Annotated in this window: 19 protein-coding genes; 9 read left to right on the forward strand and 10 right to left on the reverse strand. The window is 71.6% G+C overall.

Going from position 1 to position 19,374, the window contains the following annotated elements:
• Nucleotides 1-103: 103 nt before the first annotated feature.
• From ACZ5K7_RS26595 to ACZ5K7_RS26605, 3 genes are read right to left on the reverse strand one after another with little or no spacing between them, the layout of a single operon-like run.
• Nucleotides 104-457, reverse strand: a complete 354-nt coding sequence (locus tag ACZ5K7_RS26595; RefSeq protein ID WP_351737568.1) for a UBP-type zinc finger domain-containing protein — start codon at nt 455-457, stop codon at nt 104-106.
• Nucleotides 454-1,932: an ATP-binding protein gene (locus ACZ5K7_RS26600; protein ID WP_351707795.1), complete on the reverse strand. Its 1,479-nt coding sequence runs from the start codon at nt 1,930-1,932 to the stop codon at nt 454-456. Before ACZ5K7_RS26600 ends, ACZ5K7_RS26595 begins: the two co-directional genes overlap by 4 nt.
• Complete coding sequence (locus tag ACZ5K7_RS26605; RefSeq protein ID WP_351707798.1) at nt 1,929-3,605, reverse strand: NAD(P)/FAD-dependent oxidoreductase; 1,677 nt, start codon at nt 3,603-3,605, stop codon at nt 1,929-1,931. Before ACZ5K7_RS26605 ends, ACZ5K7_RS26600 begins: the two co-directional genes overlap by 4 nt.
• Before the next feature lie 184 nt (nt 3,606-3,789).
• Here ACZ5K7_RS26605 and ACZ5K7_RS26610 point away from each other — a divergent pair, with 184 nt between their 5' ends.
• Entirely contained in the window at nt 3,790-4,659 is an 870-nt protein-coding gene (locus ACZ5K7_RS26610) for a universal stress protein (RefSeq protein ID WP_468916887.1), read from the forward strand.
• A 1-nt stretch (nt 4,660) separates the two neighbouring features.
• On the opposite strand, the gene ACZ5K7_RS26615 is transcribed toward ACZ5K7_RS26610, so the two are convergent.
• The 3 genes from ACZ5K7_RS26615 to ACZ5K7_RS26625 all read right to left on the reverse strand — a co-directional run bounded on the left by ACZ5K7_RS26615 (nt 4,661) and on the right by ACZ5K7_RS26625 (nt 7,369).
• The gene (locus tag ACZ5K7_RS26615; RefSeq protein ID WP_351707804.1) at nt 4,661-5,896 is read right to left on the reverse strand and encodes a DUF4032 domain-containing protein; all 1,236 of its coding nucleotides are present in this window, start codon (nt 5,894-5,896) and stop codon (nt 4,661-4,663) included.
• 9 nt (nt 5,897-5,905) lie between these two features.
• Nucleotides 5,906-6,655, reverse strand: a complete 750-nt coding sequence (locus ACZ5K7_RS26620; protein ID WP_468916888.1) for an MBL fold metallo-hydrolase — start codon at nt 6,653-6,655, stop codon at nt 5,906-5,908.
• Nucleotides 6,656-6,742: 87 nt separating this feature from the next.
• Entirely contained in the window at nt 6,743-7,369 is a 627-nt protein-coding gene (locus ACZ5K7_RS26625) for an alpha-ketoglutarate-dependent dioxygenase AlkB (protein ID WP_468916890.1), read from the reverse strand.
• A gap of 133 nt (nt 7,370-7,502) precedes the next feature.
• On the opposite strand from ACZ5K7_RS26625, the gene ACZ5K7_RS26630 reads away from it, so the two are divergent.
• Together ACZ5K7_RS26630 and ACZ5K7_RS26635 are read left to right on the forward strand one after the other, a co-directional pair.
• On the forward strand, nt 7,503-8,141 hold the full coding sequence (locus tag ACZ5K7_RS26630) for a TetR/AcrR family transcriptional regulator (protein ID WP_468916892.1): 639 nt from the start codon (nt 7,503-7,505) through the stop codon (nt 8,139-8,141).
• Nucleotides 8,142-8,171: 30 nt separating this feature from the next.
• On the forward strand, nt 8,172-9,845 hold the full coding sequence (locus ACZ5K7_RS26635; RefSeq protein WP_351707816.1) for an FAD-binding dehydrogenase: 1,674 nt from the start codon (nt 8,172-8,174) through the stop codon (nt 9,843-9,845).
• Here the strand turns inward: ACZ5K7_RS26635 and ACZ5K7_RS26640 are convergent.
• On the reverse strand, nt 9,842-10,189 hold the full coding sequence (locus tag ACZ5K7_RS26640) for a DUF488 domain-containing protein (protein ID WP_351707819.1): 348 nt from the start codon (nt 10,187-10,189) through the stop codon (nt 9,842-9,844). The genes ACZ5K7_RS26635 and ACZ5K7_RS26640 overlap by 4 nt on opposite strands.
• 169 nt (nt 10,190-10,358) lie before the next feature.
• Between ACZ5K7_RS26640 and ACZ5K7_RS26645 the strand changes: the two genes are divergently transcribed.
• The 4 genes from ACZ5K7_RS26645 to ACZ5K7_RS26660 all read left to right on the forward strand — a co-directional run bounded on the left by ACZ5K7_RS26645 (nt 10,359) and on the right by ACZ5K7_RS26660 (nt 15,250).
• Nucleotides 10,359-11,762: a M1 family metallopeptidase gene (locus tag ACZ5K7_RS26645; protein ID WP_351707822.1), complete on the forward strand. Its 1,404-nt coding sequence runs from the start codon at nt 10,359-10,361 to the stop codon at nt 11,760-11,762.
• Nucleotides 11,763-11,914: 152 nt separating this feature from the next.
• Entirely contained in the window at nt 11,915-12,655 is a 741-nt protein-coding gene (locus tag ACZ5K7_RS26650) for a hypothetical protein (RefSeq protein ID WP_468916895.1), read from the forward strand.
• A gap of 31 nt (nt 12,656-12,686) precedes the next feature.
• Nucleotides 12,687-13,385: a response regulator transcription factor gene (locus ACZ5K7_RS26655; protein ID WP_351707828.1), complete on the forward strand. Its 699-nt coding sequence runs from the start codon at nt 12,687-12,689 to the stop codon at nt 13,383-13,385.
• Entirely contained in the window at nt 13,382-15,250 is a 1,869-nt protein-coding gene (locus ACZ5K7_RS26660) for a sensor histidine kinase (RefSeq protein ID WP_468916897.1), read from the forward strand. Before ACZ5K7_RS26655 ends, ACZ5K7_RS26660 begins: the two co-directional genes overlap by 4 nt.
• Here ACZ5K7_RS26660 and ACZ5K7_RS26665 read toward each other — a convergent pair.
• Complete coding sequence (locus tag ACZ5K7_RS26665; RefSeq protein ID WP_351707834.1) at nt 15,243-15,497, reverse strand: WhiB family transcriptional regulator; 255 nt, start codon at nt 15,495-15,497, stop codon at nt 15,243-15,245. The two genes, ACZ5K7_RS26660 and ACZ5K7_RS26665, sit on opposite strands and share 8 nt — an antisense overlap.
• Before the next feature lie 111 nt (nt 15,498-15,608).
• Nucleotides 15,609-16,823, reverse strand: coding sequence for a saccharopine dehydrogenase family protein (locus ACZ5K7_RS26670; RefSeq protein ID WP_468916900.1), 1,215 nt, complete (start codon nt 16,821-16,823; stop codon nt 15,609-15,611).
• A 156-nt stretch (nt 16,824-16,979) separates the two neighbouring features.
• On the opposite strand from ACZ5K7_RS26670, the gene ACZ5K7_RS26675 reads away from it, so the two are divergent.
• A complete protein-coding gene (locus ACZ5K7_RS26675; RefSeq protein WP_468916903.1) occupies nt 16,980-17,672 on the forward strand; it encodes a TetR/AcrR family transcriptional regulator in 693 nt (230 codons plus the stop codon).
• A 91-nt stretch (nt 17,673-17,763) separates the two neighbouring features.
• Here ACZ5K7_RS26675 and ACZ5K7_RS26680 read toward each other — a convergent pair whose 3' ends face one another.
• Nucleotides 17,764-18,648, reverse strand: coding sequence for a LysR family transcriptional regulator ArgP (locus ACZ5K7_RS26680; protein WP_468916906.1), 885 nt, complete (start codon nt 18,646-18,648; stop codon nt 17,764-17,766).
• A gap of 86 nt (nt 18,649-18,734) precedes the next feature.
• On the opposite strand from ACZ5K7_RS26680, the gene ACZ5K7_RS26685 reads away from it, so the two are divergent.
• Nucleotides 18,735-19,355 carry a LysE/ArgO family amino acid transporter gene (locus ACZ5K7_RS26685; RefSeq protein WP_468916909.1) on the forward strand — a complete coding sequence of 207 codons (621 nt, stop codon included), beginning with the start codon at nt 18,735-18,737 and terminating at the stop codon, nt 19,353-19,355.
• The last annotated feature ends 19 nt before the right edge of the window (nt 19,356-19,374 follow it).

The following is a 19,374-nucleotide window of genomic DNA, read 5'->3' on the forward strand; positions in this document are numbered from 1 at the left end:
CGAGAGACACCTCAGGGGCGCGGGGAACTGCGCGACAAGCCACCGTGAACCCGCACCCGCCGAGCACCCGCCGAGCGCACCGAACCCCGGCCCCCTTGGACGCTCAACCCCGCAGAACCTGCGCCCAGTTCTCCGGCACCCGCTCCGCGGGACCCGGCACCGACTGATCCGAGGGATGGCTCACCGGTGGCGCCAACTCCGGCCCCGCCTCGAACAATTCCTCCGTCTCGAAGTTCCAGAACCACCCCTCGCCCGGTTCGTAACTACGGATGATCGGATGCCCCGTGTCACGGAAGTGTGCCGTCGCGTGCTTCGCGGGCGAGTCGTCGCAGCACCCGATGTTCCCGCACTGCGTACACCGCCGCAGATGGAACCACCAGCCCCCCGCCTTGTCGCACTCGGTACACCCGGCACCGCTCGGCGGAACGTTCGGGTCGATCGCGGTGTCGTCACTCATACCGTCTCCTCGGATATGTCGGGCGCCTCTGCCTCGGGCGCTTCGGCGGTCAGCGGAAGCAGTACCTGGAACCGGGTGTCCCCGGGCACCGACTCCACCCGCATGGTGCCGTGATGCTTGTTGACGACGATCCGCCACGAGATGTCCAGACCGAGACCCGTGCCCTGCCCCACGGGCTTCGTCGTGAAGAAGGGGTCGAAGATCCGGTCCTTGATCTCCGGCGCGATCCCGGTCCCGGTGTCCCGGAACTCGACCAGCAGCTGCTCGTGGTCGAGTGCGGTCCGCACGGTCAGCGTGCCCTGTCCGACGCCGTCGTCGTCCTTCATCGCGCAGACCGCGTTGTCGACGAGGTTGGTCCACACCTGGTTGAGCTCGGCGGGGTAGGCGGGGACCGGCGGGACCGTACGGTCGTACTCCTTGACCACCTGGATGTCCTGCCCGATCTTGGCGGACAGCATCAGCAGGGTGCTGTCGAGGAGTTCGTGCACGTCCACGACCCGGTAGGGCGCCCGGTCCAGCTGGCTGTACTGCTTGGCCGCGTCGACGAGGTGCGAGATCCGGGTGGTGGAGTCGTCGATCTCGTTCATCAACAGCTCGGTCTCGATGGTGTAGTTGAGCCAGCCGACCGCGTTCGGCAGGATCTCCTCGTCCACCGCCGCCGAGACCTGCTCCAGCCAGTCGATATCCAGGCCGGCCTGCACGAAGGTCGGCGCCAGCTGCCAGCCGTAGTCGATGCCGTGGTCGTCGAGCCAGTCGGAGAGCGCGTCCTCGCGGTCGGTGGCCTCCAGCGGACTCATCGCCGGGGCCTTGGCGACCCGCTCGGCGGTGCGCTCCTGGATCTCGATCAGACCGGCCAACTGCTCCCGGGAGAACGGCCCTTCGGCGATCACCGCGAGCTTGTGCCGCATCTTCGCGATCCGCTCGCGCAGCGTGGACGTGGCCCGGACGGCCGCCGCGGCCGGGTTGTTGAGCTCGTGGGTGAGTCCGGCGGACAACGAGCCAAGCGCCAGCAGCCGTTCGCGCTGCCCGATCGCCGCCTGGGTGCTCTTCGAACCGAAGAACAGGCCCTCCAGCAGATGTACGGCCATCGGGAACCACTCGCGCATGATGTCCGAGAAGGTGTCCGCGGGCAGCACGAAGAACCGCGTCGGTTCGGTCACCCGCATCGAGTTGTTGTAGGCCTGCCGCACCCGGTCTCCGAGGTACGCCTGCATGGCGCCCGCGTACACCCCGGACTGCGAGGTCCGGGTCACCTCGACGTCGTCCCCGCCGACCTGCCGGGAGAGCACCACGGTGCCCTCGATCATCACGTAGAAGCAGGTCGCCGGCTCGCCCTCGGTGTAGACCGGACCGGGCTCGAACCGCTCCACCCGGCCCGCGGCGCACAGTCGCGCCAGCTGCTCCGGCTCCAGTTTCTCGAAGAGGAAGAGCGCGCCGATCTCCTTCGGGCTGCACGGGCACAGCTGCCCGCTCATGACTGCTCCAGATAACGGTGGACGAGCATCACTGCCATGGCTCCTTCTCCGACGGCGGACGCGACACGTTTGGCGGACTCGGCACGCGCGTCGCCCGCCACGAACACTCCGGGCACGCTGGTCTCCAGGTGGTACGGCGGCCGGTCCAGCTCCCAGGCCGTCGGCGGCCGTCCGTCGACCGTCAGATCGGGTCCGGCCAGGATGAACCCGCGCCCGTCGCGCAGCACGGTGTCGCCGAGCCAGTCGGTCAGCGGGGCCGCGCCGATGAACACGAACATCCACTGCGCCTCTACCGACTCGGTCTCGCCGCTCACCGAGTGACGGAGCGTCAGCCGCTCCAGCCGGTCGGTCCCGTGCGCGGAGTCGACCACCGTATGGCTGCGTACCGAGATGTTCGGGGCCTCGTTGATCTGCTGGATCAGGTAGTACGACATCGAGGCCGCCAGGTCGGCGCCGCGCACCAGCAGTGTCACCGACTTGGCGAACCGGGACAGGTACATGGCCGCCTGGCCCGCCGAGTTGGCGCCGCCGACGATGTACACGTCGTGGCCCTGGCAGGAGGTGGCCTCGGTCAGTGCGGAGCCGTAGAACACCCCGCAGCCGGTCAGGTCGAGGCACCCGGCGGCCTCCAACTGCCGGTACTGCACACCGGTCGCCAGGATCACACTGTGCGCCGCGATCGTCGAGCCGTCCGCGAACCGCACCACCCGCGCGGCCCCGTTGACCTCCAGGGCCGTGACCTCGCGGGCGGTCAGCACCTCCGCGCCGAACTTGGCGGCCTGCCGCCGGGCCCGGTCGGTGAGCTGAGCCCCCGACACCCCGTCGGGGAAGCCGAGGTAGTTCTCGATCCGGGAGCTCTGCCCGGCCTGCCCGCCGGTCGCCGCGCGCTCCACGAGCACGGTCCGCAGCCCCTCCGACGCCCCGTACACCGCCGAGCCGAGCCCGGCCGGGCCGCCGCCGATGACGATCAGGTCGTAGAAGTCCGCCGTGGGCGTGGTCGCGAGCCCCACCCGCGCCGCCAGTTCGGGCGCCTCCGGCTCGACCAGGGGCGTGCCGTCCGGCGTGATCACCAGCGGCAGCCGCTGCCCGTCCACCCCGGCCGCCGCCAGCAGCCGCCGGCCCTCGGGTTCCTCGACCGAGTACCAGCGGTAGGGCACCTGGTTGCGGGCCAGGAACTCGCGCACGTCCGAGGACCTGGCCGACCAGCGGTGCCCTACGACCTTGGTGGCCGGTACCGGTTTGTACTCGCTGCACCGCCACGAGTCCAGCAGGTCGTCGAGGACCGGGTACAGCTTCTCCTCGGGCGGATCCCAGGGCTTGAGCAGATAGTGGTCCAGATCGACGACGTTGATCGCGTCGATCGCCGCGTTGGTGTCCGCGTACGCGGTCAGCAGCACGCGCCGGGCGCCCGGGTACACGTCCAGGGCCTGTTCCAGGAACTCGATGCCGTTCATCTGTGGCATCCGGTAGTCGGCCAGGATCACCGCCACCAGGTCGCCGCGCAGCTTCAGCTCCCGCAGCGCGTCCAGCGCGGACTCACCGGACTCCGCACGCACGATACGGTACGACGCGCCGTAGCGGCGCCGCAGATCCCGGGCGACGGCACGGGAGACTCCCGGGTCGTCGTCCACGGTCATGATGACGGTCCGTGCTGCGTCGGCAGCCTGTGCCATACGTCTCCCACCCCGAGCCGTTGGTTCCTCGGTACGGCGGCCCCTCCGGGCGGAGCGCGGCCACCGCACCCGCCCATCGTATGTTCGATCGCCCGCCTTCGCTCTGGTACGCCGGTGCGGAGCGGGCACCCGTCCGTGCGGAAGACTGATCGCGTATACACGGAACCGACGAGGAGGCCGGTGCATGACACGCCCGATCACGGCAGGGGTCGACGGTACGGAGGAGAGCCTCGCGGCTCTGGACTGGGCGGCCCGGGAGGCGGTGCGGCGCGGTCTGCCGCTGCGGGCGGTGCACGCCTGGCGCTACGAGGAGCAGGCGGCGCTCGGCGGCGACCGGGAGACCCAGTACGGGTGGGTGTCCGACGGGGTGACCGAGTCGGTGCGTACCGTCACCGGGCGGTATCCGGAGCTCGCGGTGAGCGTCGACGTCGTGGCGGGCGACCCGGTCGAGGTGCTGGTCGAGGCGGCCGCCGGAGCGGAGCTGCTGGCGCTGGGCTCGCGCGGGCACGGGCGGGTCGTCGGGTTCCTGCTCGGCTCCGTCGGGCAGCAGGTGATCGCCGAGGCCGCCCGGCCCGTCGTGCTGGTGCGCGCCGGGGACCGGCCCGCGGCCGAGGCCGCCGGGCGGGAGGTCGTCGTGGGTCAGCAGGGCGGTGCGGAGGACAGCGCGGCCGTGCTGGAGTTCGCGTTCGAGACGGCGGCGGCCCGTGGCGCGACGGTCCGCGTGGTCCGGGCCTGGACCCTGCCGCCGGTCTTCGCCTACAGCCCGGGGTCGCTGAAGCTGCTGGACGAGACCGGCGGCCTGGAGCCCTTCGAGAAGAAGGCCCTGTCCGAGGCGGTACGTCCGCTGCGGGATCGGTTCCCGGACGTGCCGGTGGCCGAGCACGTGGAGATGGGCAGCGCCGGCCAGGTGCTGCTCTCGGTGGCCGGACGGGCCCAGTTGATGGTCGTGGGGCGGCGCGCACACCGGACGGCGGTCGGCGCCCGTATCGGCTCCGTCGCGCACGGGGTGCTGCACCACGCCGACTGCCCGGTGGCCGTGGTGCCGCACGACTGAGTCATTCGGGAGCGACCGGCTCCAGGGTCTCCCGTGCCTTGGGCAGCACCTTCTTGATGTAGTCCTCGACCGCGATCTCCAGGCCTATGTCGTGCTGCGCCCGCTCGGACAGGTACCAGCGGTGTTCGAGCAGCTCGTGGTAGATCTCGGCCGGGTCCATGGAGCCGCGCAGTTCCAGCGGCACGGCCCGCACGGTGGGGCGGAAGACGTCCCGCACCCACCGGTGGGCCAGCACCTCGGGCCGGGCGGCGAGGGGGTCGCCGGGGGCGTAGTCGTCCTGGGTGGCCATCCAGCTCTCCAGGTCGTTCAGCAGCCGCCGGGCCTGGTTCTCCTCGGCGTCCAGGCCGGTCAGCCGGAGCAGCTGGCGCTGGTGGTGCCCGGCGTCGACGACCTTCGGCACGAAGGTGACGGTGTCGCCGTTGGAGGAGTGCTGGATCTGCATCTCGGCCACGTCGAAGCCCAGCTCGTTGAGCCGTCGGATCCGGCGCTCGATGTAGTGGTACTTGCCCGCCGGATACACCGAGGTGCGGGTCAGCTCCTCCCACAGCTCGCCGTAGCGGGTGCAGATCTCGAAGCCGAACTCGATCGGGTCCAGCGAGGGGTGCAGCGCCCCCGAGGCCTCCAGGTCGAGCAGCTCGCCGCTGATGTTGACCCGGGCCAGATCGAGATCGTACTCCCGCTGCCCGTTGCTCAGCTGCGGATGCAGGTCGCCGGTCTCGGCGTCCACCAGGTACGCCGCGTACGCGCCCGCGTCCCGGCGGAACAGCGTGTTCGACAGCGAGCAGTCGCCCCAGGCGAACCCGGCCAGGTGCAGTCGTACGAGCAGTACGGCGAGGGCGTCCATGAGGCGATGCATGGTGGCCGGCCGCATGGTCGTCTCGAACATCGAGCGGTACGGCATCGAGCCGCCCAGGTGCCGGGTGACCAGCACCGACTCCAGAGGTTCGCCCGCCGTGTCGGTACGGCCGGTGATCACCGCGAGCGGGTCGACCGCGGGGATGGCGAGCCGGTCCAGGTCGCGCAGCAGCTCGTACTCGCGCAGCGCCGGGCGCTCCGCCAGCTCCTTGACCGCGATGACCTCGCTGCCGGCCCGGGCGTAGCGCACCACGTGCCGGGAGATACCGCGGGGGAGTGGCACGAGGTAGTCCTCGGGCCACTCCTCCAGCGGGACGTCCCAGGGGAGTTCGAGCAGGAGAGCGGGGTGCTCCGGGTTGGTGGCGCTGATCTGCAATGCCATGACCCGACCCTAGAGGGCGCGTTCGCGGGCCTGCTGGGCGGCCGCCTCGACGGATCCCCGGTGCACGGGGCCGTGGCCGGGCAGCAGCACGTCGGCGTCGAGCGCCTCGATGATGCCGAGTGAGTCCACCGCCCGGGAACGCTCGTGGTGGAACATGTCGGGCAGCAGCTGCGGGCCGCTGACGCGCGAGGTGCGGTGGCCGCTGACCAGGGCGTCGCCGGAGATCACGATCCCGGCCTCGGGCAGGTGGTAGACGGTGTGCCCGTCGGTGTGGCCGGGCGTGTGCACCGGGACGGGCCGGCCCGGCAGGTCGAGCGGGCCGTCGGCGACCGGGAACGCCTCGGGCGTACCGACCGGGTGCTGCTCGGTGCCGCCGACCCGCAGGACGTGCACCAGCCACGGCACCACACCCGGCCGCCAGGCGTTCTTCAGCACCGCCCCCACCGAGACCTGCTGGAGGAACTCCCGCCGCGCGTGCGGTACTTCGGCCTCGTGCAGATAGACCGGGGTGCCGTGGGTGTCGCGCAGGTACTCGGCAGAGCCGAGGTGGTCGTTGTGCGCGTGGGTGATCAGGACGGCCGCGACGGCCTCGGGTGAACTGCCCACCTCAGCCAGGGAGTCGAGCAGCCCCGGCCGGTCCCCGGGGTAGCCGGTGTCCACCAGGGTGACGGCGTCACCGTCCTTGAGGATCACCCAGTTGGTGTGCTGCCCGTGCACCAGATAGATGCCCTTGCCGACTTCGTGTACCTCTGCGCGCATGATCTCTCCGACGTTCCCGCAGCTTGCCGACCGAACCGGAGCACAGCCAACCAGATGGCGCGGGACACCTGTCAACGGGGATCCGGGTCACCGCACCCCGTGTGGTCGGAACTGGACGCTGATCCGCGGACCGGCGGCCCGTGCCGTCTTCGGTACGCAGTGCTCCCAGGTCCGCTGACAGGAGCCGCCCATCACGATCAGGTCGCCGTGGCCCAGCGGGCGCCGGACCGAGGGGCCGCCGCGCAGCGGGCGCAGCAGCAGGTCCCGGGGTGCGCCCACGGAGAGGATCGCGACCATGGTGTCCTCCCGCGCGCCCCGGCCGATCCGGTCGCCGTGCCAGGCGACGCTGTCCCGGCCGTCGCGGTAGTAGCAGAGCCCCGCCGTGGTGAACGGCTCGCGCAGCTCGTCGGCGTAGTGCCGGGTGAGTGCCTCGCGCGCCTCGGCGAGCACGGAGTGCGGGAGCGGGTCGCCCGCCCCGTAGAAGGCGAGCAGCCGCGGTACGTCCACGACGCTGTCGTACATCGTGCGGCGCTCGGCGTGCCAGGGGACGTCTGCCGCCAGCTGTTCGAACAGGGCGTCGGCGCCGCTCAGCCAGCCGGGCAGCACGTCGATCCAGGCGCCGGACCCCAGCTCGGTCCGGCCGGCGCCGTCGAGGGAGCCGAGCCGCAGCTCGTCGGTCTGGTCGAACAGGGAGCCCTGGAGGTGCGTGGCCATGGAGTCAGCGTACTCCTTAATCGAAAGTATGTTCCCATTCGATCATGGCGGCCTCGCGAGGACGACCTCGCGCCGAGGTCTTTCGATACATTCATGTATCGGATACGTTCATGTATGGAACGGAGGTAGGGACATGGACGTCGACGGCGCGACGAAGCGGGTCACCCAGCGCCGGGTGCAGACCCGGGCCCGGCTGCTCGACGCCGCGTTCACCGTGTTCGCGGCCAAGGGATTCGGGCGCGTCTCCATCGAGGAGGTCTGCGAGGCCGCCGGGTTCAGCCGGGGCGCCTTCTACTCCAACTTCGCCACCCTCGACGAGCTGTTCTTCGCCCTCTACCGGGACCGCGCCGACCTCATCGCCCGGCAGGTCGCCGACGCCCTCGCCCTGGACCGCCCCGACCTGGACGTACCGGCCTCCGTGGACCGGGTCACCGACGTGCTGCTCCTGGACGTGGACTGGCTGCTGGTGAAGACCGACTTCCTGGTGCACGCCGCCCGGGACCCGGCCGTCGCCGAGGCGCTCCTCGACCACCGCGCCCGGCTGCGGCAGGCCATCGCCGACCGGCTCTTCCGGGCCCGCGGCCACGCCCCGATCCCCGCGGTCCTCGGCGGCGTGGACGGCGCCGCCCACGCGGTGGTCGCCGCGTACGACGGCGTGACCACCCAGCTGCTCCTCGACAAGGACATCGACCGGGCCCGCGCCTGGCTCCAGCAACTGCTCACCGCGCTGCTGACCGACGGCAGCACCCCTTCGGACAAGACCTTCGGATAAGACCTTCGGACAAGAGAGGCAACGGTCGCCATGGACGCGGACGTCATCGTCGTCGGAGCGGGCCTCGCCGGCCTGGTCGCGGCGCACGAACTCACCAGCAAGGGCCGCCGGGTCGCCCTGGTCGACCAGGAGAACGCCGCCAACCTCGGCGGCCAGGCGTTCTGGTCCTTCGGCGGGCTCTTCCTCGTCGACTCGCCCGAGCAGCGCCGCCTCGGCATCAAGGACTCCCTCGACCTGGCCTGGAACGACTGGCAGGGCAGCGCCCAGTTCGACCGCAAGGACGACGAGGACTCCTGGGCGGTGCGCTGGGCGCGGGCCTATGTCGAGTTCGCGGCCGGGGAGAAGCGGCCCTGGCTGCAGAGCCACGGCATCAGCCTGCTGCCGACCGTCGGCTGGGCCGAGCGCGGCGACCTGCGCGCTACCGGGCACGGCAACTCCGTGCCCCGCTTCCACATCGCCTGGGGCACCGGAACCGGCGTCGTCGAACCCTTCGTCCGGTACGCCAGGCAGGCCTCCCGCGACGGACTGCTCACCTTCCACCACCGCCACCAGGTCGACGAACTCGTCATCGAGGACGGCGCGGCACGCGGCGTGCGCGGCACGGTCCTCGCCCCCGACGACTCGCCGCGCGGAGTCGCCTCCAGCCGTGACCGCATCGGCGACTTCGAACTCACCGCCCAGGCCGTCGTCGTCACCACCGGAGGCATCGGCGCCAACCACGACATCGTCCGCCGCTACTGGCCCGAGCGCCTCGGCACACCCCCCGCCGAGATGGTCACCGGCGTCCCCGCCTACGTGGACGGCCGCATGCTCGACATCAGCGCGGAAGCGGGCGTACGCCTGGTCAACCGCGACCGCATGTGGCACTACACCGAGGGCATCCAGAACTGGAACCCCGTCTGGCCCGGCCACGGCATCCGCATCCTGCCCGGCCCGTCCTCGATCTGGCTGGACGCCCTCGGCCGCCGGCTGCCCGACCCCTGCCTGCCGGGCTACGACACCCTCAGCACCCTCAAGTACCTGCGCACCACCGAGGACATCGCCGGACATGACCACTCCTGGTTCGTCCTCACCCGGAAGATCATCGAGAAGGAGTTCGCGCTCTCCGGCTCCGAGCAGAACCCCGACATCACCGCCAAGGACCGCAAGGCCGTGCTGCGCGACCGGCTGCTCGGCAAGGGCGCACCGGGCCCGGTGCAGGCCTTCGTCGACAAGGGCGCCGACTTCGTGACCGCGAACTCCCTGGACCAGCTCGTCGAGAAGATGAACCAGCTCACCGACAAGGCGCTCCTGGACGCGGCCGAGGTGCGCCGCCAGATCGTCGCCCGCGACCTGCAGATCAACAACTCCTACAGCAAGGACTCCCAGATCCAGGGCATCCACAACGCCCGCCGCTACATCGGCGACCGCCTCGGCCGGGTCGCCGCCCCGCACCGCATCCTCGACCCGGCCGCCGGGCCGCTGATCGGCGTCAAGCTGCACGTGCTCACCCGCAAGACCCTCGGCGGCATCCAGACCGACCTGGACTCCCGCGCCCTGGACGCCGACGGGCAGCCGATCGACGGCCTCTACGCGGCCGGTGAGGTGGCCGGCTTCGGCGGCGGCGGTGTGCACGGCTACAACGCGCTGGAGGGCACCTTCCTCGGCGGCTGCCTGTTCTCGGGCCGGGCGGCTGGACGCGCGGCGGCCAGGCAGACCGCCTAGGCGGAGAGGAGCCGCGCCAGTACCGTGGCGTGGCTCTGGTCCGGGGACTTGGACGCGGTGAGCAGGGTCACCTGACCCTTGCTCGCCGACTCCCGCAGGCCGTCGAGGAGTTCGGCGGCCTCGGGGGCGTCCAGCTCCGCCTCGTAGCGGCGGGTGAACTCCTCGTACGAACCGCCGTCGTGGAACCACCGGCGCAGCTCGTTCGACGGCGTCAGCCCCTTGGGCCACTCGTCCACCCGCGCGTCCGCCTTCGACAGCCCGCGCGGCCACAGCCGGTCCACCAGGACCCGCACACCGTCATCCGGCTCGGGCGGTTCGTAGATCCTGCGGACGCGCACGCTCACGGTCGGGCACCTCTCGGCTCGGTGTCGGTACCGTGAGCGTATGCGGCGCGGCCGGAACACCGGCCGCCGACGGGCACAGCTTGACCAGAATGAGGGGGAAACGCGGACGCCCGCGCGCCTAGTCTGTGGGCCATTGATCATCGGCCACCCCCCCCCTGAAGGAGCACATGTGCAGGGCGCAAGCAGACGTACCGCAGTCCTCCGCCGCGAGGCCGTCCTCGCCACCGTCCCGGTCGCCGTGGCGGCCCTGCTCGCCGCCGCCGGAACGGCCTCGGCGAGCACGATCGGCGCCGCGGGCGCGGGCGACCCGTATTTCCCGCTCAGCGGCAACGGCGGCTACCACGTCGGCCACTACGATCTGACGCTCCGCTACGACACCGCCTCCCGCCACCTCGACGGCAAGGCCGTCCTCACCGCCCGCGCCACCCAGAAGCTCACCCGCTTCGACCTCGACCTCAACGGCCTGAAGGTCACCCGGGTGACGGTCGACGGCCGGACCGCCCGCTTCAGCCGCAGCGGTCAGGAGCTCGTCGTCACGCCGTCGCACACGCTCGCCAAGGGCCGGGAGTTCCGGGTCGCCGTCACCTACAACGGCGCCCCCAAGCAGGTCACCGACCCCGACGGCTCGCCGGACGGCTGGATCCGCACCGACGACGGCGCGTTCGTCGCCGGCGAGCCGCAGGGCGCGATGACCTGGTTCCCGGCGAACAGCCACCCCAAGGACAAGGCGTCGTACGACTTCACGATCACCGTCCCCAAGGGACGCACCGCCGTCGCCAACGGCGTCCTCCTCGGGCAGCACACCGCCGGCGGCCGCACCACCTTCCGCTGGCGGCAGAGCGAGCCGATGGCCGCGTACCTGGCCACCGCGACGGTCGGCACGTTCAAGGTCGAGCAGTACACCACCCGGAACGGGATCAAGGTGTACAACGCGGTCGACCCACGCGAGGCGAGCGGTTCCGCGGCCGTACTGAAGAAGCTGCCGTCGGTCCTCGACTGGGAGAGCAAGCTGTTCGGGCCGTACCCGTTCCGCGCGGCCGGCGCGATCGTCGACCACGCGCCGAACGTCGGCTACGCCCTGGAGACACAGAGCCGGCCGATCTACGACTCCGCGCCCGACCTCGGCACACTGGTGCACGAAAGCGCCCACCAGTGGTTCGGCGACTCCGTCTCCCTCACCGCCTGGAAGGACATCTGGCTCAACGAGGGCTTCGCGACGTACGCCGAGTGGCTCTACAGCGAGCAGCACGGGGGCGACAGCGCGCAGAAGTCCTTCGACGCGCTGTACGCCAAGCCGGCGAGCAACGAGTTGTGGGCGTATCCGCCGGGGGATCCGGGGAGCGGTGCGAACATCTTCGGCACGCCCGTCTACGCGCGGGGGGCGATGGCTCTGCACGAGCTGCGGAAGGCGGTCGGGGACCCGGTGTTCTTCCGGATTCTGCGGGCGTGGGCTGCGGAGCACCGGTACGGGCACGGGACCACCGCGGAGTTTGTGAAGCTCGCGGAAGGGCAGTCGGGACAGGATCTCGGTTCGTTGTTCCAGACGTGGTTGTACAAGAAGGGCAAGCCGTAGCGGTTCGGGTGCGGGCCGGTGGGGGTTGCTCGCGCAGTTCCTCCCCCAGCCTTCGGCCGGGGGGACCCCCAGCGCCCCTGAAGGGGCGCGCTGCCGTCAACGGGCGTCAAAAGCTGACGAGTTTCTTACATCCGTCGGCCAAGGTCTGTCTCATGATCCATCGCAGAACAGCTGTCGCCCTCCTCGCCTCCCCCCTCCTGCTCTCGGGGTGCGGGGGTGGCGCCGAGGCCGCGTCGAGCCGGTCGGACGACGACCGGCCGGCGCGGACGTCGGCTGCCCCCACACCCGAGAGCAGCAGCCCGCAGCCCACCGGCATACCCGGGCTGGGGCCGCGGACCGCGGCCGCGATACCCGAGCGGGCGGAGCAGGTCGTCGTCGCCAGAGGGCGGGGCAAGGACTCGCCCCTCTCCACCGTCGTCCTGTACGAGCGCGACGACAGTGTCTGGCAGCCCGGCGCCAGTTGGCCCGCGCACAACGGCAGGGACGGCTGGAGCGAGCGCCACATGGCCGGAGACCTGCGCTCGCCCGTCGGCGTGTACGGGCTCACCGACGCCGGAGGCCTGCTCGCGGACCCGGGGAGCAAGCTGCCCTACCACCAGTCGTACGGCTTCCACTCGCCCGGCACCGGCTTCGAGGGCGAGCCGCTGGAAGGCTCCTTCGACTATGTCGTCGCCATCAACTACAACCGGCAGCCGGGCACTTCGCCCCTGGACTGGACCCGCCCCATGGGCGTGAAGCGCGGCGGCGGCATCTGGCTGCATGTCGACCACGGCGGTCCGACACACGCCTGTGTCAGCGTCGCCAAGGCGCACATGAGGGAACTGCTGCGCACCCTGGACCCCGACCGGCATCCGGCCGTCGTCATGGGGTACGCCGACTGGCTCGCCCAGTAGGCCGCCGGAACACCGCTTAGGATCCGAACCTGTGTGCGCACATGTGCTGGTCGCCGAGGACGACGAGATGCAGGCCGAGCTGATCCGGCGGTCCCTGCTGGCCGAGGGCCATACCGCGACCGTGGTCCACGACGGGGCCGCCGCGCTGGACGCGGCCCGGCGGCTCGGGCCCGATCTCGTCGTCCTCGACCTGATGCTCCCGGTGATCGACGGCTTCGGCGTGTGCCGGGTGCTGCGCGGCGGCGACCCGGAGATCCCGGTGCTGATGCTCACGGCCCGGTCCGAGGAGGACGACGTGCTGCTCGGCCTGGAGCTGGGCGCCGACGACTACATGACCAAGCCGTACAGTCCACGGGAGTTGATGGCCCGGATCAGGACGATTCTGCGGCGCAGCGGGCGGACGGCAGCGGTGCGGGAGGAGCCTGCCGTGATCGCCGCCGGGATCAGTGTGGATCCGGTGCGGCACGAGGTGCGCTGCGACGGGGTGCCGGTGGAGGTGACCCCGGCCGAGTTCCAGATCCTGCTCGCCATGGCCGGGGAGCCCGACCGGGTGTTCACCCGGCGGCAGCTGCTCCAGTGCACCCGCGGCTTCGACCGCGCCTCCACCGAACGCGCCGTCGACGTCCATGTGATGAACCTGCGTCGGAAGATCGAGGCCGATCCCCGGCGGCCGGTGCGGCTGCTGACCGTGTTCGGCGTCGGCTACAAGCTGAGCGGCGGCCGTCCGTGAGGGCCCGGATACCGTGGCGCAAACGGCTGCTCGTCCGGCTGCTGTTCGCCTCGGTGCTGATCGCCGCGTGCTCGGTGGCCGCCACCGCCTGGCTCGCGGTGACGACCACCACCAGCGCGCTGGAGGAGGAGCAGGGCCAGGACCTCGCGGCCGACAACAAGATCCTCGCCCAGCTCAGCGGGTACGCGGCGGACCACCCCGACTGGACCGGGGTGCGGCACACGGTGCGCGCGCTGGCCGCGCAGACCGGCCGCAGGATCGCGCTGACCACCGCCGACCGCACCCTGATCGCCGACTCGGCGGCACCGGGCACCGCACTGCCACCCCGGCCGGCCGCCGCCATCGACCCGCTGCACACCGACACCTACACCCGGTCCGGCGCCCAGCTCAGCGGCATCGACCCGCGGGTGGTCGGCCCGTACCGGCTGACGGCGAAGGAGCGCGGAGAACTGGACATGGTGGCGGAGAAGGAGCGGTACTGCTACAACACCTACGGCATCCAGACCACCGTCGCCCACACCCCGAGCGGGCGGCCCTACCTCGTCGACGACGACGGCACGGACGCCTCGGGCTTCCGCTCGATCGGTTGCGACAGCGGGCTGGGCGACCCCCTCACGATGGCGAAGAAGGGGATCGTCGGCGCCACCCGCACCGAGACGAAGGCCCTCGCCACGCTGACGAACCTGGTCCGCCCCTGTCTCCAGGGCAAGGACCTTGACCTTGAGGGGCCGCTGTACCTCACCTATGACCAGACCGGACGCAACCCGGTCACCGGTGGCTTCCTCATCACCGCCAAGAAGGCCGCGAGCGACCAGGCACAGGTGGACCAGATCGCGAAGAACTGCATCACCGGCGCCCGCCGCACCCAACTCGAACCGTATGCCGCCCCGGCCGCCGAACTCTTCCTCGGCCTGGGCGACCAGACCGTGCCCCGGTTCGACATGTCCCGGGCCAACAAGGCGAAGATCGTCGGCGCGGCCGGACTGGTCCTCGCCTTCACGGTCGCCGTCACCGCCGTGGTCGCCACCCGACTCGTCCGACCGCTGCGCGCGCTGACGGTCACCGTGCGCCAGCCGCCCGAACTGCACGCGCGGGCGCCGGTACGGACCCGGGACGAGACCGGGCTGCTGGCCGAGGCGTTCAACGACCTCACCGAGCGCCGGGAACGCCTGGAGGAGCAGCGCAAGGCGATGGTCAGCGACATCGCCCACGAACTGCGCAGCCCGCTCACCAACATCCGGGGCTGGCTGGAGGTGACCCGGGACGGCGTGGTCGACCCCGACCCGGCCCTTCTGGCATCGCTGCACGAGGAGGCGCTGCTCCTCCAGCGGATCATCGACGACCTCCAGGACCTGGCGGCCGCCGACGCCGGCACCCTGCGCATGCACCGCGAACCGGTCCGCGCCGCCGACCTGTTCGACCAGGTCGCCGCCGCCCACCGGGTGGCCGCCGACGCGGCCGGGGTCACGCTGCTGACCGACGTCGACGGCACGGCCTGGCTCGACGCCGACCCGGTGCGGATGCGGCAGGCGCTGGGCAACCTGGTCTCCAACGCGATCCGGCACACCCCCGCCGACGGAACGGTGACCCTGGCCGCCCGCCGGGACGGCGACGCAGTCGTGCTCACCGTCACCGACACCGGCAAGGGCATCGCCCCCGACGATCTGCCGCACGTCTTCGAGCGGTTCTGGCGCGCGGAGAAGTCCCGCAGCCGCCGCACCGGGGGCAGTGGGCTCGGTCTGCCGATCGTGCGCCACCTGGTCGCCGCCCACGACGGGACCGTCGAAGCCGCGAGCGAACCCGGCAAGGGGGCCGAGTTCACCCTGCGGCTGCCGGCCGCCGAGGCCCCGGCCGACGTCAGCTGAACCGGCGCGCGGCCCGCTGCCGGCGCCGGGTCAGCAGCCGGCGCTCGGCCTCGGTCGTACCGCCCCAGATGCCTACGGTCTGCCCGGTGTCCATCGCCCAGTCCAGGCACTGATCCTGGACCGGACAACGCTCACAGACGGCCTTCGCACGCCGCGTCTGGTGCAGCGAAGGCCCGGTGGTGCCGATCGGGAAGAAGAGGTCGGGATCCTCCTCGCGGCACTCGGCGTGGTCTCGCCAGTCGTCCATCGAAGTCACCTGCGATCCAAGTCGATTCTGCCGTTTCATGTGCGTACTCGACTTCGGGTCACCGGAGTAGGCGCGTCCGAAACGGCCAAGGCCCCTGGAATTCGCGGGCGGTCACTGCTCGCGCAGGCCCCAGGGCGAGCCGTACTCGGTCAGCAGGTCGAGGAACGGGCGGGCCGGGAACGCCTCCGGGCCGAGGACGCCCGAGCCCGACCACGCGTCGGTGGCCAGGAGTTCGAGGGCGACGACCGGGTTGAGGGCCGTCTGCCACACCACGGCCTGACAACCGTACTCCGCCATGGACCACTCGTTGTCGACAACGTGGTAGAGATACACCTCGCGCGGCTGCCCGTCCTTGACCCCGCGCACCCATGTGCCCGCACAGGTCTTGCCGCGCATCCGGTCGCCCAGCGTCGCCGGGTCGGGCAGCGAGGCGGCGACCACGTCCCGCGGCGAGACCGCGACCGGGCCGTCGGCGCCGGGCACGGTCACCGGGGTGGTCCTGTCCAGCCCGAGCAGGTGCAGCGTCTTGAGCGTCTCGATGAACTCGCGGCCGAGCCCGTACTTGAAGGTGACCCGGCGCGCCTCCACCCAGCGGGGCACGAGCAGAACCTCCTCGTGCTCCACGTTGACGCACTCGACCGGCCCGATGCCCTCAGGGAAGTCGAACACCTCCGGCTCGCTGAAGGGGGCGGTGGTGAACCAGCCGCGCTCCTTCTCGTAGACGACGGGCGGGTTGAGGCACTCCTCGATGGTGGTCCAGATGCTGAAGGAGGGCGCGAAGTCGTAACCGTCCACCGTCAGATCCGCGCCGTCGCGGATGCCGATCTCCTCGATCTCGTCGAAGAGCTCGTCGGCCGCGTAGCGGGCGAACACATCCGAGAGCCCCGGTTCCACGCCCATCCCGACGAGCGCCAGCGCGCCCGCCGTCGCCCACTCCTCCGCCAGCGCGAACTGCTCGTCGCCGAGCTTCACCCCGCACTCCTCGTAGGGCCGCTCGGCGTGCGGCCGGGACAGCGACATCGCCATGTCGAGGTAGCCGGCGCCGGCCTTGCGGGCGGCCCGGAACAGCGGCATCACAAAGCGCGGGTCGGTGGCGTTGAGCAGCACGTCGCAGCGGTGCCGGGCCAGCAGCCCGGCCACGGCCGCCTCGTCACCGGCGTCGATCCGCTCGGCGAGGAACCGGTCGTCGCCGACGGCGGCCACGGCCGCCTCGGCGCGGGCCGGGTCGTAGTCGGCGACCACCATCGCCTCGAAGAACGGGCGGCGGGCCGCGATCCGGGTGACGGCGGTGCCCACACCACCGGCTCCCACGAGCAGTACACGCATGGCGGAATCTCCTTCTCGAACAGTGTGCGAGGTCGAGTACGGGGGCGCCCGGCGGGAATCAAACGCCGGACCCTGCCGTAAGGTCAATGGCGTTGGCATAAGAACCTCGGCATGAGAACCTCATCGGCATCACCAAGAACCTCAGGGGAGGGCCCGATGCCCAAACCGGTCGTACCGGAGGAGAAGCGCCGCCGGCGCCGGCCCACCCGCGGCGGCACGGTGCTGTCCGAGCGGCTGATCGTGGCGACCGCCCTGCGTCTGCTGCGCGAACACGGCAGCGCGGGCCTCACCGCCCGCCGCCTGGGCCTGGCCCTCGACTGCGACCCCAGCACGCTGTACCGCTACTTCCGGGGCATGGACGACCTGACCCTGGCGATCGGCGACGCGCTGATCGGCCAGGCGCTGGCGGGCTGGGTGCCGACGGGGGAGTGGCGTACCGATCTGCGCACGATCGGTCTGCGCATCCACGCGGAGTACGTGGCCCATCCGCAGGCGGCCCTGCTGACGGCGAACCGGGTGACGGGCCGGGCGCAGGAGCTGGCAGCGGACGAGGCGATCCTGGACGTCCTGCGCACAGCGGGCTTCCCCCTGCCGGAGACCGTCCGCATCTACCACGCCTTCATCGACCAGACCCTGGCCTTCGCCGCTCTGGACGCGGCGTCCCTCGCCCTGCCGCAGGACTCCCAGCGAGCGGACGAGGCCAAGTGGAACTCGACGTACGCCCGCCTGCCCGCCACCACCCACCCGCGCATCGCGGAAGCGGCTGGGCTGCTGGCGAAGCGGATGGTGACGAGTGCCTATCCGACGGCACTGGACATGCTCCTGGGCAGCGCAGAACGGTACTTGTAAACGCCTTGAACCGGACGCCCCTGGAAGGGGCGCGGGGAACGGCGTGACCAGCCCACACCCACCCGCACTCGCACGACCACCGGCGGCCCCCCTACGGCTGACGCAACGCGCTACCCGCCGTCCTCACCACCGCTTCCGCCACCGCCCCCAACGCCGGCGAATCCAGCTTCCACTGCTGCCAGTACAACGGCATGTCCACCCACAGCTCCGGCCCCCCGAGCCGCACCAGCCGCCCCTCCCGCAACCGCGGCTCCGCCTGCACCTCCGGCACCATCCCCCACCCCAGCCCCGCCGTCACCGAGTCCACGAACCCCTCCGAGGTAGGCACGTAATGCCGTAGCGAACCGGCCCCACCCCGCCCCAGTCGCCGTACGAACCCGTCCTGGAAGTCGTCCCGCCGGTCGAACACGATCACCGGCGCCTCGGCCAGCGCATCCCGTAGCGGCCCGGTGAGATGCGCCGCCGCGAACTCCGGCGCGGCCACCGGCAGGTACCGCATCCGCCCCAGCGCCCGGACCGAACACCCCGGTACCGCGTCCGCCGACGAGGTCACCGCCGCCATCACCAGCCCCTCCCGCAGCAGCGCGGCCGTGTGGTCCTCGTCCTCCCGGCGCAGTTCGACGAAGACACGCGGGAGACCGGTCAGCGCCCGCAGGAACCACGTCGCCAGCGAGTCCGCGTTGACCGCGACCGACACCCGGGTCGGCTCCCCGGCACCGCTCATGCCCAGCTCGCCGCGCGCGTCGCGTTCCAGCCGGGCCAGCTGCCGGGCGAACCGCACCAGGACCTCTCCCGACTCCGTCGGCCGTACCGGCTTGGTGCGCTGGAGCAGGACCCGGCCGGTCCGCTGCTCCAGCGCCTTCACCCGCTGGCTGACCGCCGACGGCGTCACATGCAGGGCCGCGGCCGCCGCGTCGAACGTGCCCTCGTCCACCACCGCCAGCAGTGTCCGGACCTGGTCGAGGGGAAGCTCCACCGTTTCACTCCCGTCTACAGCTGCGCTAAGGGTACGTAAAAATCTTTAGCTGTACGTCCAGAGATCGCTTCCCTACCGTCGAGAGCATGTCCAGCTCTCTCGCCGCCGCCGCCGCCGCAGGTTTCGGCAGCGGCCTCTCGCTCATCGTGGCCATCGGCGCCCAGAACGCCTTCGTCCTGCGCCAGGGCGTCCGCCGGGACGCGGTCCTCGCGGTCGTCGGCATCTGCGCCCTGTCCGACGCGGCCCTCATCGCGCTCGGCGTCGGCGGGGTGGGCGCACTGGTGGTGGCCTGGCCGGGCGCGGTGCGGGCGGTCGGTCTGGTCGGCGGCGCCTTCCTGCTCTGCTACGGAGCCCTGGCCGCCCGCCGGGTCCTGCGGCCCGGCACCGGCGGCCTGCGCACCGAGGGCGCGGCGGCCGGTTCACGGCGGCGGGCCGTGCTCACCTGCCTCGCCATGACCTGGCTGAACCCGCATGTCTACCTGGACACCGTGTTCCTGCTCGGCTCGCTCGCCGCCGACCGGGGCGACCTGCGCTGGACCTTCGGGCTCGGTGCCGCGCTGGCCAGCCTGTGCTGGTTCGCCGCGCTCGGCTTCGGCGCCCGGCTGCTCGGCCGGTACCTCGCCAAGCCGGCCGCCTGGCGGGTGCTGGACGGACTGGTGGCCCTGACCATGATCGGACTCGGTCTGATGCTCGTGGCGGGTTCCTGACGCCCCGGGACCCTGGTGC

Source organism: Streptomyces sp. NPDC031497 (assembly GCF_055580905.1).

Excerpts from the sequence above, each read along its gene's own strand:
- ACZ5K7_RS26595 (WP_351737568.1), bottom strand. The coding sequence starts at position 457 with ATGAGTGACGACACCGCGATCGACCCGAACGTTCCGCCGAGCGGTGCC.
- ACZ5K7_RS26600 (WP_351707795.1), bottom strand. The coding sequence starts at position 1,932 with ATGAGCGGGCAGCTGTGCCCGTGCAGCCCGAAGGAGATCGGCGCGCTC.
- ACZ5K7_RS26605 (WP_351707798.1), bottom strand. The coding sequence starts at position 3,605 with ATGGCACAGGCTGCCGACGCAGCACGGACCGTCATCATGACCGTGGAC.
- ACZ5K7_RS26610 (WP_468916887.1), top strand. The coding sequence starts at position 3,790 with ATGACACGCCCGATCACGGCAGGGGTCGACGGTACGGAGGAGAGCCTC.
- ACZ5K7_RS26615 (WP_351707804.1), bottom strand. The coding sequence starts at position 5,896 with ATGGCATTGCAGATCAGCGCCACCAACCCGGAGCACCCCGCTCTCCTG.
- ACZ5K7_RS26620 (WP_468916888.1), bottom strand. The coding sequence starts at position 6,655 with ATGCGCGCAGAGGTACACGAAGTCGGCAAGGGCATCTATCTGGTGCAC.
- ACZ5K7_RS26625 (WP_468916890.1), bottom strand. The coding sequence starts at position 7,369 with ATGGCCACGCACCTCCAGGGCTCCCTGTTCGACCAGACCGACGAGCTG.
- ACZ5K7_RS26630 (WP_468916892.1), top strand. The coding sequence starts at position 7,503 with ATGGACGTCGACGGCGCGACGAAGCGGGTCACCCAGCGCCGGGTGCAG.
- ACZ5K7_RS26635 (WP_351707816.1), top strand. The coding sequence starts at position 8,172 with ATGGACGCGGACGTCATCGTCGTCGGAGCGGGCCTCGCCGGCCTGGTC.
- ACZ5K7_RS26650 (WP_468916895.1), top strand. The coding sequence starts at position 11,915 with ATGATCCATCGCAGAACAGCTGTCGCCCTCCTCGCCTCCCCCCTCCTG.
- ACZ5K7_RS26665 (WP_351707834.1), bottom strand. The coding sequence starts at position 15,497 with ATGGACGACTGGCGAGACCACGCCGAGTGCCGCGAGGAGGATCCCGAC.
- ACZ5K7_RS26670 (WP_468916900.1), bottom strand. The coding sequence starts at position 16,823 with ATGCGTGTACTGCTCGTGGGAGCCGGTGGTGTGGGCACCGCCGTCACC.
- ACZ5K7_RS26675 (WP_468916903.1), top strand. The coding sequence starts at position 16,980 with ATGCCCAAACCGGTCGTACCGGAGGAGAAGCGCCGCCGGCGCCGGCCC.
- ACZ5K7_RS26685 (WP_468916909.1), top strand. The coding sequence starts at position 18,735 with ATGTCCAGCTCTCTCGCCGCCGCCGCCGCCGCAGGTTTCGGCAGCGGC.